Annotated in this window: 10 protein-coding genes and 1 tRNA gene; 4 read left to right on the top strand and 7 right to left on the bottom strand. The window is 53.8% G+C overall.

What is annotated here, in order from left to right; genetic code table 11:
• Nucleotides 1–2 precede the first annotated feature (2 nt).
• From ileS to EMQ_RS02700, 3 genes are all read right to left on the bottom strand, one after another.
• Nucleotides 3–2,909, bottom strand: a complete 2,907-nt coding sequence (gene ileS, locus EMQ_RS02710) for an isoleucine--tRNA ligase (protein ID WP_010666077.1) — start codon at nucleotides 2,907–2,909, stop codon at nucleotides 3–5.
• Between the two features lie 143 nt (nucleotides 2,910–3,052).
• A complete protein-coding gene (locus tag EMQ_RS02705) occupies nucleotides 3,053–3,262 on the bottom strand; it encodes a TOBE domain-containing protein (RefSeq protein ID WP_010666076.1) in 210 nt (69 codons plus the stop codon).
• 11 nt (nucleotides 3,263–3,273) lie between these two features.
• Entirely contained in the window at nucleotides 3,274–3,801 is a 528-nt protein-coding gene (locus EMQ_RS02700) for a TlpA disulfide reductase family protein (protein WP_018308502.1), read from the bottom strand.
• A gap of 72 nt (nucleotides 3,802–3,873) precedes the next feature.
• On the opposite strand from EMQ_RS02700, the gene argH reads away from it, so the two are divergent.
• The 3 genes from argH to EMQ_RS02685 all read left to right on the top strand — a co-directional run bounded on the left by argH (nucleotide 3,874) and on the right by EMQ_RS02685 (nucleotide 7,940).
• Complete coding sequence (argH, locus tag EMQ_RS02695) at nucleotides 3,874–5,313, top strand: argininosuccinate lyase (RefSeq protein WP_018308503.1); 1,440 nt, start codon at nucleotides 3,874–3,876, stop codon at nucleotides 5,311–5,313.
• Nucleotides 5,314–5,524: 211 nt separating this feature from the next.
• Nucleotides 5,525–6,631, top strand: a complete 1,107-nt coding sequence (locus EMQ_RS02690) for an acyltransferase family protein (RefSeq protein WP_018308504.1) — start codon at nucleotides 5,525–5,527, stop codon at nucleotides 6,629–6,631.
• A 37-nt stretch (nucleotides 6,632–6,668) separates the two neighbouring features.
• A complete protein-coding gene (locus tag EMQ_RS02685; protein WP_132012042.1) occupies nucleotides 6,669–7,940 on the top strand; it encodes a polysaccharide polymerase in 1,272 nt (423 codons plus the stop codon).
• A gap of 355 nt (nucleotides 7,941–8,295) precedes the next feature.
• On the opposite strand, the gene EMQ_RS02680 is transcribed toward EMQ_RS02685, so the two are convergent.
• The 3 genes from EMQ_RS02680 to EMQ_RS02670 form a co-directional block, all read right to left on the bottom strand.
• Nucleotides 8,296–8,370 (bottom strand) — tRNA-Met (locus EMQ_RS02680).
• Between the two features lie 67 nt (nucleotides 8,371–8,437).
• Complete coding sequence (locus EMQ_RS02675) at nucleotides 8,438–9,943, bottom strand: amino acid permease (RefSeq protein WP_010667630.1); 1,506 nt, start codon at nucleotides 9,941–9,943, stop codon at nucleotides 8,438–8,440.
• Nucleotides 9,944–10,070: 127 nt separating this feature from the next.
• On the bottom strand, nucleotides 10,071–10,937 hold the full coding sequence (locus tag EMQ_RS02670; protein WP_010667629.1) for an undecaprenyl-diphosphate phosphatase: 867 nt from the start codon (nucleotides 10,935–10,937) through the stop codon (nucleotides 10,071–10,073).
• 229 nt (nucleotides 10,938–11,166) lie between these two features.
• On the opposite strand from EMQ_RS02670, the gene EMQ_RS02665 reads away from it, so the two are divergent.
• Nucleotides 11,167–11,628 carry an MlaD family protein gene (locus tag EMQ_RS02665; RefSeq protein WP_010667628.1) on the top strand — a complete coding sequence of 154 codons (462 nt, stop codon included), beginning with the start codon at nucleotides 11,167–11,169 and terminating at the stop codon, nucleotides 11,626–11,628.
• Nucleotides 11,629–11,649: 21 nt separating this feature from the next.
• Here EMQ_RS02665 and EMQ_RS02660 read toward each other — a convergent pair whose 3' ends face one another.
• Nucleotides 11,650–12,906 (bottom strand): ATP-grasp domain-containing protein, encoded by a 1,257-nt coding sequence (locus tag EMQ_RS02660; protein WP_010667627.1) that lies wholly within the window; start codon nucleotides 12,904–12,906, stop codon nucleotides 11,650–11,652.
• Between the last annotated feature and the right edge of the window lie 19 nt (nucleotides 12,907–12,925).

Below are 12,925 nucleotides of genomic sequence, written 5' to 3'. Positions count from 1 at the left end.
GCTCAGTGGCCAGTCGCGGAAGAACAGGCCAGCCCGCTAGCCACAACATCCGCACACCGCACGCACAGCGTAGGATAGGCCGCGTTCTGTCCTACTTCAGGCAGCACTTTCCAGCAGCGAACACATTTCTCACCATCAGCCACACTCACGACAGGCACGCCACAGGGAACACCCGTGCCATTTTCAGGCTGAGGTGCCTCCTCAGGAATGATGGAGAACTCAGCTTGCGAGACAATCGCCAGATCGGCCCAGTCCACACCGTCAAACAATGAGACCTTGTCTTCATACACAGGCAGTTCGATCGCCGCCTGTAGCGAAGAGCCGATCTGCCCTGACCGGCGAGCCGTTTCGATTTCCGTGGTGATGATCCGACGCACAGCACGCAGGGTCGTCCAGCGATCACCAAGTTCCGGATCATTCCATTCTTCCGGAACGACAGGGAAGGCTTCCAGATGAACGGAGGAGTCTTTCCCAAAACGGGCCGTCCACGCATCGTCAGCCGTGAAGACCAGAACCGGTGCAAGCCATGTAGCAAGGCAACGATGCAGCACATCCAGCACCGTGCGCGCCGCACGACGGCGCAGACTGTCAGGGGCGTCGCAGTAGAGCGCATCCTTGCGGACGTCGAAATAGAAGGCCGAAAGGTCAGTTGTGCAGAAACCGTGCAGGGCAGGGTAAACACCGACCCATTCATGCGTCTCGACGGCCTGACGCATCATCCCGTCGAATTCGGTCAGACGGTGCAGCACCCATTTCTCAAGCTCGGGCAGTTCTTCGTAGGGGACAGCTTCGGTATCCGTGTAACCATCCAGCGCACCGAGCAGCCAGCGCAGGGTGTTGCGGAGACGACGGTAAAGCTCGCCCTGCTGCTTGAGGATTTCCTTGCCGATACGCAGGTCATCGTTCGTATCGGAGTTCATCACCCACAGGCGCAAAATATCAGCACCAAGCGAATCGTTCACGTCCTGCGGGGCGATGACGTTGCCCAGCGATTTCGACATCTTGCGACCCTGCTCATCGAGCACGAAACCATTGGTTACAAGCGTCTTGTAAGGAGCGACGCCGCGCGTCCCGACGCTTTCCAGCAGGGAGGACTGGAACCAGCCACGATGCTGGTCGGATCCTTCCAGATACAGGTCGGCAGGGAAGCGCAGGCCGGGCTGATTCAGCACGAAAGAATGCGTTGATCCACTCTCGAACCAGACATCGACAACGTCGAAAACCTGCTCGAAATCAGCTGCGTTATACTCGTTGCCAAGGAAGCGTGACGGGGCGCTGTCATACCAGGCATCAGCGCCATCTACGCGGAAGGCTTCCACGATCCGGCCCATGACGGCAGCGTCACGCAGGACTTCGCCAGTCTGCTTGTTCACGAACACGGCAATGGGCACGCCCCATGCACGCTGACGGGAAATGCACCAGTCCGGACGATCCGCCACCATGGAGGTCAGGCGGTTGCGGGCCTGGGCAGGAACGAAAGTCACATCGCCCAGTGCCTGAAGGGCCTTCTCGCGAATCCGGTTTTCGCCATCCATGCGGATGAACCACTGCGGTGTGGCACGATAGATGATCGGTTTCCGTGACCGCCATGAATGCGGATAGGAATGGACAAGCTCACCGCGAGCAAGAAGACCGTTGGGTGCAGCATCGTTTTCGACAGCCTTGGTCATGCTCTCGGACAGGGCCGCGCAAACCGGATCTGCGGCCTTGAACACGTGTGTGCCAGCAAACAGCGGCACACGCTCCACGTAGCGACCGTCATCCGCGATCAGTTCAGGGATTTCGATTCCATTGGCCTTGCCGACCGCAAAGTCATCCTCGCCATGAGACGGGGCGATGTGCACGAGACCCGTGCCGGCATCGTCAGTGACATATTCAGCCGCCAGCAGAGGAACGTTGAACTCATATCCCTGACCACGCAGCGGATGGGCCGCAATGGCTCCGTTCAGAGCAGAACCCGGCATGGTGTAGAGAATATGGTGTTCAAGGATGCCGCAATCCCGGCAGACCTGCTCGACAAGACGCTCGGCGACCAGCAGCTTCATGCCGGGTGCGATAGCCGCGTCAGCAGCGGTCTCGTCGGCGCGCAGAACCACGTAGGTGATTTCAGGATTGTAGGCGATGGCGCGGTTGGCCGGAATCGTCCACGGAGTCGTCGTCCAGATGACGGCCGATACATCCCGAAGCGCCCCAGCCGAAGTCGGATCGGTGATGATGGGGAACGCGACGTAGATCGTTGTGGATTTGTGGTCGTGATACTCGATTTCGGCTTCTGCCAGCGCCGTCTTTTCGACCGGGCTCCACATGACGGGGCGCAGGCCGCGATACAGCGCGCCATTGAGCAGGAACTTGCCGATTTCGCCGACAATGGCGGACTCGGAGCTGTAGTCCATCGTTGAATAGCGGTGGGCCCATTCGCCCTGCACGCCAAGGCGCTGGAATTCGCCCATCTGCACGTCGAGCCACTTCGCGGCCCATGCGCGACATTCGCCACGGAACTGGAGGACGGGGATGGAATCCTTGTCGCGTTTGGCCTTGCGGTATTCCTCTTCCACCTTCCACTCGATGGGAAGGCCGTGGCAGTCCCAGCCGGGGACGTAATGGACCGCATAGCCCGTCATCCGGTGGCTGCGGTTGATCACGTCCTTGAGGATCTTGTTCAGGGCGTGACCGATATGCAGGTTGCCGTTGGCATAGGGAGGGCCATCGTGCAGCACGAACAGCGGTCGACCTTCGCTTTGGGCGAGAATCTTGCCGTCGAGATCCAGTTCCTGCCAGCGGGCAAGGAGTTCCGGCTCGCGTGTCGGCAGATTGCCGCGCATGGGGAACGAGGTCTTCGGTAGGAAAACGGTGTCGCGAAAACCGTCTGCCGCAGCGTTGCTCGTGTTCGTCTTGTCCGATCCGGTCATCGTTCCCGCTTGGTCATTCGCTAAAATTCATGATGGACTTACGTCCTGCTTCCCAGAAGGAAGCAGGACGTTATGAAGAGGACCAACCGGCCCGGTCAAGGTTGTGCATCAATGCGGCGCTGTCAGCGCCACATTCTGACGGTTCAGTCTTCCACGCCCACCAGCACGTCCGAAGCCTTGATGACGGCGTAGGCAGGTTTGCCGACTGTCAGCCCCAGATCGGCCACGGCTTCATTGGTGATGGCAGCCATGACCGTCGTTCCTCCGATGTCGATGCTGACGTGAGACGTGTTCGCGCCTTTTGCGATGGCCGTCACCGTGCCGCGGATCTGGTTGCGTGCGCTGAGTTTCATGGTGGTATCCTTCATGTCATCAGACACAGGAGAATAGCGGCTGCGTCCGGAGTGTTCCACAGGAGAGGGCCTGCGTGACGACAGACCAGCTCTGCCTGTGCGTTAAGAAAAAGGGTCAGCGGCAGGCTGGTTTCCTCAAGGCTGGCCGGTATGGCGCGTCTTGTATCGTAGAAGGAAGGAAAATCTTCCATATGCAGTTTTTTGAGAAAAGGCAGGACGACTTCAGGTCCTCGATGGTCGACCGAAACCGGCACCGCGGCGATACCGCTTGCTGTCAGTGAGGGAATGAGTCGGGCGAGGGTAGGGAGTTCAGTGATGCACGGCCCGCACCATGTCGCCCATAGATGCACGATCGTCGGCCTGCCGCGGAAATCTTCCAGAGAGTGCTCAATGCCGTCTCCATCGGTGATGGTCTGCCCGGACAGAGGCTGAGGAGATTCTCTTGTCAGCGTTGACAGTGAAAGCGGGGTATCTGTGATATCTTCTGCATGAAGAGGTTTGCGCGGCGTCATGCCTGCGACTAGGGTGCCGGCCAGCATGAGAATGGAACGCCGCTGCAGTTTCAGTTTCGCGGACGAGACGCGGGGGCGAAAGTGATGTTGAGGCATTTGATGAGTGTGGACGAGCAGAACGCTGTGAGCAAGCCGACAGAAAGCAGCGCGAACGTGCAGTGGGGCGGCCGGTTCGCAGGTGGTCCATCCGCCATTATGCGTGAAATCAACGCGTCCATCGGTTTCGACAAGATTATGTGGCGGCAGGATATCGCCGGATCGCTCGCTCATGCCGCCATGCTACAAAAGGTCGGTATCATCAGTGCCGACGATGAAGCCGCTATCAAGCGTGGTCTGACCGAAATCGGCGCCGAGATCGAAGCTGGATCATTCCCGTTCGATGAGGCGCTTGAAGACATCCACATGAACATCGAAGCCCGTTTGAGTGACCGGATCGGCGAGGCTGGCAAGCGTCTGCATACCGCTCGTTCCCGCAATGATCAGGTGGCGACGGACTTTCGCCTCTGGGTGCGCGACGCCATCGACGGGATCAGCGGGCAGGTCGAGGCGCTGATGCGCTCACTGGCCACACGGGCTCTTGAGTATGCAGACACAGCGATGCCTGGCTTTACACATCTTCAGACAGCCCAGCCGGTCACGTTCGGTCATCACCTGTTGGCTTATGTCGAAATGCTGTCACGTGATCGCAGTCGTCTGGAGGATGCCCGCAAGCGTCTGAACGAATGCCCGCTTGGCTCGGCCGCTCTCGCAGGAACGTCTTTCCCCATCGATCGCAAGATGACGGCGGCGGCGCTCGGGTTTGATCGTCCAACCGCCAATTCGCTCGATTCCGTTTCGGATCGTGACTTTGCGCTCGAATATCTTTCGGCGCTCTCCATCATGGCGATGCACCTGTCCCGTTTTGCGGAAGAGATTGTCATCTGGTGCTCGTCGCCGTTCAGTTTCATTCGCCTGACGGATGCCTTCACCACCGGATCCTCCATCATGCCCCAGAAGCGCAACCCGGACGCAGCCGAGTTGGCGCGCGCCAAGATCGGTCGTGTGCTGGGCTCGATGGTGAGCCTTCTGACTGTGATGAAGGGTCTGCCGCTGGCCTATGCCAAGGACATGCAGGAGGACAAGGTGCCTGTGTTCGAGGCGACCGAAGCAATGGCGCTTACGCTGGCGGCTTGTGACGGCATGGTGCGTGACTTGACCGCGAATGTGGACCAGATGCGGAAATATGCGGGCTCCGGGTTCTCGACGGCCACGGACCTTGCCGACTGGCTAGTGCGTGTTCTCAAGGTGCCGTTTCGCACCGCGCATCATGTCACTGGTCAGCTGGTGGCTATGGCGGAAAAGAAGGGCGTTGATCTGTCCGATCTGAGTTTGGACGAGATGAAGTCTGTTGAGCCAGGTATAACGCAGGACATCTATTCCGTGCTGACCGTGGAGGCATCGATTGCCTCGCGCGTAAGCGAGGGAGGGACGGCGGGAACCAACGTGCATCGGGAAGCCGGGGCTTGGCTGGAACGGCTTGGGAAAGGACAGAAAAATTGATGATCTGGCGATTTACTGCGCTGGTAGCGCTGGCTTGCATCACGCTGCCTCTCGCAGGTTGCGGTAAAAAAGGCACGCCACACCCTCCGGGGCCTGCCAGTGAGATTGTTTATCCTCGCAGTTATCCTGCGCCGGATTAAGAAGCGTTTTGATCTGTCTGCAAGATCTAACAAAATAATATTTTGAAGACGATTTTACAGAGGTAAGATCAATGGAAAAATTGGATATCATTCCTCCTGAGCCAAGTAACTATTTGGTTCAGTTAACCTCTGTGCGCGGAATTGCTTGTCTTTTTGTTTTGATAGGGCATGCTGTTCAGGTTTTTCATTATAATAAAGAAAACATGCCCGCTGTGTGGCGAGTGTTTTCTTCCCTGTTTAATGCTGAAGCTGCCGTTCTTGTGTTCTTTGTCCTGAGTGGCTGCGTTTTGTCATTGGCCTTACGCAAGATGGATAAGCCATCCTGGCGGTTTATTGGAGCATTCTACGTTCAGCGTGCATTTCGTATATATCCATTGCTCTGGTTTTCTGTAGGATTGTCTTTGCTATGTCTGTGGTCTGTTCGACAGACCATTTCTTCTGCGGCTATTGTCGACTGGCTTGCCAGAAATTTATCAACGCCTCTCGATATTCATCACGTTTTTCTTGCCCTTATGGGAGTTTTTACACGGTACAATGGCCCCATGTGGTCATTGCGTGTAGAATTATTATTTTCCGTTATCTATCCATTTATGCTGATTGTTCTAAGAAATCAAAAATATAGATTCGTTTTGTTAGGCGTCAGTTTTTTAATTTCTTTGATTCCGTTTCCGGATGGTTTGGGGCCGCAGTTTGCGCTTGCTTTTTGTCTGGGAACGCTCATTATAATTTTTCCGGCCCCTAAGAAGCACTATTCGTGGATGACGACAGGGTGTTTTGTAATGTTAATGTGTGACCGGTTCGTCTTTAGTAATCTACATTTTAGAGAGAATGTATTTGATATCCTTGAAACATTATTCTCATTTTTTCTTATACGAAATATTTATTTCTTCGGAAAAGATATGAAATTTTTAAATTCAAGATTTTTGGTAAATTTGGGAGAATTATCTTATAGTATTTATCTTCTGCATCTTCAGATTCTGCTGGTTTTGTTTTCCATTTTTATGAAGATTTGGGGAGAAAAGGGACTTCTTGATAACCCTGTATCAACTCAAATTCTGCTCGTATCTAGTACTTTTTTGGCTACTCTGATTTTGTCGTGTTTTACCTACCGGGTTATAGAACTCCCATTACACTCTTTGGGACGCTCTATTGCCAGAACGATGCGAAGCAGTGGTTAGGTTTTTTGTTGAATACGTTCATTAGAAGGAAGCCGCAGTGAGTGGTGCCATAATGCAGGGAATAACCCCGCAGGAAAATTCCTTTATGACGGATTTGCGGTCCAAAAGCTCTTCTCGAATGAATCTCGGCTCCTGGCTCGTTGTCTTGTCGGTAGTCTTTAATTTCATTCTATGTTTTATTAATACACGAGGCTGGATATACGTTAACGCTTCTCTGATTGCAGTAGTAGAACTGGCCATCATGTTGGCTGGATTTATACTTATTCGGCACGATATCAGTCGTAAGGTTGCTGTAATAGGGGCTCTCTCAATTGCTTATATGATCGGGGCAAAGCTCATAAACCCAGGGTTGAGCCTAAAAATCATTCACGATTTTGCTATTGCGTGTATATTCTGGCAAATTGGATATAAAACAAATATTTTTCAAGTTAATAAATGTTTGCATGCTATAATTTCCATTACAATCGTGTTTGCTATTTTTGAGTTTTTGGCACCTATTCAGTTTGGTGATGTTTTTAATGTTTGGCAGTATTATGTTCAAAAAGGCGTTCTTTCTTCTGATACTGTAAACTACAGCGGGACCAATCTTTATCTTTCTGGAAATAGGGGAAGCGCTAGCCGGTTATACTTCCCACAAATTTTTGGTGGGCACAGAATTTCTTCAGTTTTTCTTGAGCCTGATTCCGTTGGTAATCTTGCAGCAATTCTTTTTGGCTGGTGCCTTGCGACCTATAAAAATTCTCCGGGTAATCGAAAAATTGGTTTGTTTCTGATTGTCGCCTTACTGATCGTTCTTTCAGATTCCCGTTTTGCAACAGGTTGCTGCCTGGTGATGCTGATATTACGGGTTACGCCTTTTGCCAGATCAGCTCTGATTGCTTTTCTAATTCCTGTCTGTGTCATGGTTTTATTGACGGTCGTTGGTTCTATGAATGAGATAAGCGGCTGGCTACCCAGTATCACGAGTGACGATTTTTCAGGCAGGCTGCTTTTTTCCGGACGGGTTCTGGATTACTGGGATGTTTCGCATTGGATGGCGCTTGCTGCTTCCCCAGTTTATACGGCTGATACGGGTTATGCCTATATCTCTAATAATCTGGGGATAATTTTTGCATTGGTATATTTGATTTCTTTTTCATTTACGCCCATGCCAAATCGTGTCGCAGGTATTATGAGGATGTGTGTCGCTGTATATTTTGCGACGTCTTTGTGCGTCGGAGCTTCTGTCTTTACTATCAAAACGGCTGCACTTTTGTGGTTTCTTTATGGAGCGAGTTTTAGACTGTCACCTTCAGAAAAAAGCTCTTGAACCAATAACCTTGAGATGCCCTCGGTTTGTCTGATCTTATGGAAATGGAATTTCTATAAGTTCGCGTTTCTAACAGAAGTCAAAAAGTAGTGTTACAGGGAGAGCTTATTTGTGCCTGTCTTGTGCGACGAATGAGGCTCATCACCATACCGTCATAGAAGAAAGCTACCCTATAAGGAAGGTTTTGAACCACGAATTTAAATTCGTTGCTAGAGCAATGAAATCTTATTTGATGACTTCATCTGCTATAAGAAGAACTGGCAGACGCACACAATAGAAAATCAACCGTCATCGATTTTAAGCGTGACAGGTCACAAAAACATAATAATATTTAAAAGGAAAAGAAACCGGCCGATGGTAGCGGTGGACGGATTTGAACCGCCGACCAAGGGATTATGATTCCCCTGCTCTACCGCTGAGCTACACCGCCATCGCGCCGGTGAGCGCTGAAATATCCAGATGTGGTGGCTGCGTCAACCCATATCCGGCACATAACCTCATATCTTCCTGTTTCGGGCCAATTCTGAGTGAGATAGACCGTAAAAACGGTAAATGACTGCGCCGGAAGCGAAATAGAGGCCCAGAAGAATCGCAGGCAGCCAATTGCCAGAGAGAATGCCGCTGATCAATTCGACCAGAAGAGGCAGCATCATCACGCCAGCAAACAAGATTCCCAGTAGGGGAGTAAGACCCAGCCAGAGACGGCCTATCCGTAGAGCCCCAAGAGGAACGCTATAGGGTCGTTCTGCTTCAGGGCGAGCTGAGCGGTCCCTGATAACGGTCAGATTGACCACGCCAAAAGCAGCAGCCGTTCCGATGCTCACGAGATCACTGATGATGTCGATAGGGAGGGTCGCGGCAGCCAGAGCGACAAGCAGTCCCAAGAGCAGAGAACCTGCCACTGGTGTATGAAAGCGAGGGTGCAGTCGGTTGAAGATGGGCGGCAGAAGACCGTCCTGAGCCATGGTGAAAAAGATCCGGCTCTGACCGTAAAGCAGACCAAAGAGAACTGAACATAGCCCAATTACGCCAGCCAGCTTCACGAGCACCGCCAAAGATGGGGAGCCGATTGCATCGGCCGCCAGCGCCAGCGGATCAGACACATCCAGTTGACGCCAAGGCACGACACCTGTCAGCACCAACGCCACGCACAAATAGATCAGGGTGCAGATCAGAAGCGATCCAATGATGCCTATGGGGATATCGCGGCGGGGGGAGCGCGCTTCGGTTGAAGCCGTCGAAACAGCTTCAAAGCCGACATAGGCAAAAAATACGACAGAAGCAGCCCGGAAGACGCCGGTGAATCCGTAGCGGAAGGCACCTTCCGAAGGAGGGAAGAAAGGGTGCCAGTAGTCTGGATGGATCGCAGTCAGTCCGACCGAGACAAAGACCAGCAGGGTCATCGTTTTAAGCAGAACGATGGCCGTATTGATGGTGATGGATTCTGTCACGCCACGCATCAACATGGCGGTTACGATCAGCACAGACGCTGTGGCGGGCAGATCTATGCGCCATCCAGCCGAAAGCGCTGTGCCGTTGGGTGCTATGGAAGCAGTAACCACTGGCGCATGCAGGGGGTTAGGAACAAAAATACCCAGATCGTGCAAAAAACTGACGGCATACCCTGAAAAACCGGATGCAACGCCTGCACAGGACACTCCGTATTCAAGAAGGAGCAACCATCCAACCCACCAGGCAGCGCGTTCTCCGAGTGACACATAGGCGTAGGTATAGGCTGAGCCTGAAACCGGAATGGATGAAGCCAGTTCGGCGTAGGAGAAGGCTGTAAAAAGACAGGCAAGGCCTGCGATAACAAAAGACAGAATGACGGCGGGGCCAGCATAATTGGCGGCTGCCGTGCCTGCCATTACATAAATGCCCGCACCAACAGTGGAGCCAACGCCCAGCATGGTCAGATGGAAAGGACCCATAGTGCGACGCAGACCAGATGTTTCACTGGCCTGCACGGCCTGTTCGACCGTCTTGCGTCGTGCTTCTGTCATGTTCCGGACGACCTGCTGCTCTACCTGAAAAAGACTGCTTATGGGCAGCAGTCGTTATGGGTCTGCAAACTCCCACGACAGAAAGTCGGTCATGGGAGTGCAGAGTCCGTAAAATCCGAACTGTTGGTTACAGAATGCCGCCCAGATAGACGAGCGATCCCAAGCCGAGCAGGATGCAGTAATAGGCAAAAGGAGCCAGCGCCCATTTCTCATGCTGACTGAAGTACCGCATCAGGATGCCGGTGCAGATAAGGGCAGTCACACCAGCGACACAGGCCGCAATCGCACCCTGATGGATCTGCTCATGTGTGACCGGGACGTGGCGCATTTTCATAATCTGATGAGCCGTTGCCGCCAGAATGATCGGTTCGGCCATCAGAAATGAAAAGCGGGCGGCGACGTCATGGTGCAGTCCGCGCATCAGACCGCCAGCGATGGTCGCGCCGGAACGGGACATACCCGGAAAGAGGGCAAGACACTGGAACAGGCCAATAACCAGAGCGTCCCGCGCTGTCAGACTGGCGATCGGTCGCCCGACCTCAGGTTCTTCTCCGCGCCCGAAAGAGACGCGTGAGCGTAATTTCTCCACGATCAGAAGCATCACACCGTTCGCAACCAGCAGTCCTGCGACAGGCAGCGGAGAGCCGAACAGGTGACGGAAAAGATGTTCGAACAGCCCGCCACAGATCACGGCAGGGATAGTGGCAATAGCCAGCAGGAAGAGAATTCGGAAACTTTCCAGTCGATACCTTCTGCCGTGCAGCCCGAGCGCACCACCAATAATGGCCGCCCAGTCACGCCAGAAAAATACGAACAGAGCAACGGACGTCCCGAGATGGAGCATCACGAGAAAAGGAAGAAAGGTCGGATCACTTTCATCGAAGGGCCAGTGCAGCAGGGCAGGGAGCAGCACCGCGTGCCCCAGACTGCTGACTGGAAAGAGCTCGGTTGCGCCCTGAAGAATTGCAATAATAAGGGCCTGCAGCAATGACATGGATCGAACCCGTTCCTGTAAGACCTGACGACCCCAATATGAAGTGCGGCTGAATCGTCTGTGTATTTACGGTAAAATTACCGCGCCTTATCGGGCAGGGATACTGCGTTTATGATCGTTTTGGTATCAATGCGTTATTCTTTTTTCGCTTCAGCTTGACCGTGTGGGGGTGCCAAGCCTTATTGGGGCATGATGAGCGTTCAGAAATGCTCGATAAAAGGACGCAGGAATGGCTCGTAACCGACAGACAGGAACCACCGTTTTCAGCTTTGGCGTTCTGGCTGCCGCAATAGGGTTTGCTGTGTATGCGCACGGAACACAGACCAGTTTTGGTGTCTCCCGTTACCCGCTATCGGCTAACTTTGTTTCCGCTAACGGGCTGAATGCCGGCGCGGCTGTCGATATTGGCGGGGTGTCTGTCGGGCGCGTTTCCGACGTGCGCCTTGATCTTCAGACGCAGATGGCCGTCGTCAGATTTGAAGTCAACGATACGCTGCATTTCCCCGTAGACAGCGTGCTGAGCGTCGGCTCGACGACCATGTCAGGGGATAATGCCCTGATGATTGAGCCGGGAAAATCCAGTCAACTTACAAAGGCTGGAGATGTTCTCACCAATACCCGTGAGCCTTTAAGCCTTGAGCAGCAGGTGAGTAACTATATTTTCGGAAATGGCGGTCTGCCCGTAAACTGATATGGGCAGATTATCCGACCGTCAGTCATTCAGCGGATAGGAACGGAGCAGACGGCGCTGTTCGAACCAGAGGCGGAATCCGGCAGGCAGGGGTGTGGATTTCCATCCGCGTTTGCGGTTTTCAGCACCGATTCGGAACGCTTCACCATAATGATGGAATTGCGCTGCATAGGCTTCCCGCAGGGTTGTGCGGGCATCCCAGATGTGAGTCGCTTCTGATCCCACACCGTTGATTTCGATGATCTCGAAATCTTCACCGCGTCGGAAGGCATCCGGCGAACGGAACTTGACGTCCACGCGGCCGAAATGGAACTCCGGGATGTCCTGCATGATCCGATCAAGAACCGCAGTCAGCTCAGGCGTTATGTCAGCCGCGCCATTGCGGAAAACCGAGCCTTTGCAGTGATTGCCCGTAAACACCAGCGGCAGACCTTCACCCAGGGCCGGGACATCGTTCAGGCGGTCTGCCAGGCGAGGGCGATAGATGTGCGGTAGCAGCTTCGTCCGGGGATCACGGTCCAGCAATTCGGCAACGGTCGATTCTCCATCACCCAGCAGAACAGGCACATCCTTGTAGGTGATGGATGTAATTCGTCCCTGCTTTTCACCGGCGTGGCGGATGTAGAAAAGTCCCGCTTCATGTTCCCAGGGAATCAGACGCTGTAGTACCAGTCTGACGCCACGAGGATATTCCTGAAGAATCTGTTCCAGATCAGCCTGTGTGCGGGCGAGTTTCACGCCTGTGCCGTTACAGCCGACATCCGGCTTGACGACGACAGGGCAGGCGATGCCGATGGCTTTCATGGCTGCTTCAGCGCGTCTCAGATCATCTCGATCCGTGTCCAGAATCGCGTAGGGGGCAATGAACCCTTTTGCAAAGGGACCGGCCATATCGAGGATCGAGCTTTTGCTCTCGCCACAGAGGCCACCGGTTGAAATCAATGGATTGGCCGCCGTGGGCATGCCCATGTCACGGTAACGCACACCCAGAGCGAGCCAGTAGGCGACGATCGGCGTGTAGAACAGCCAGCCGGGCCAGAATTCGAAAAAACTGACCGGCTCTGCGTTCTCGATATGCCGCCCACGCAGATGCGCCAGCACAGTGCCGACAAAGGAACGTTTCTTCTTTTCAGTGCCGGTCGAGACGAAAGATGCAGTTTGATGATTCACGCCCGAACCGGAAGGACCACGGAGAGGGGAAGGAGTGGCGCGTAAAGCCGGTTCCGGCGCGCTGCCTGAGTCCGTCGATGCGTCCATGACAAGGTCCGAAAGACCCATTCCATCCAAGTGATCCATT

The sequence above is a fragment of the Acetobacter aceti NBRC 14818 genome, from assembly GCF_000193495.2.
Classification (GTDB): domain Bacteria; phylum Pseudomonadota; class Alphaproteobacteria; order Acetobacterales; family Acetobacteraceae; genus Acetobacter; species Acetobacter aceti.
Note: the sequence above shows the minus strand (reverse complement) of the source record. Positions and strands in the feature narration are given on the sequence as shown.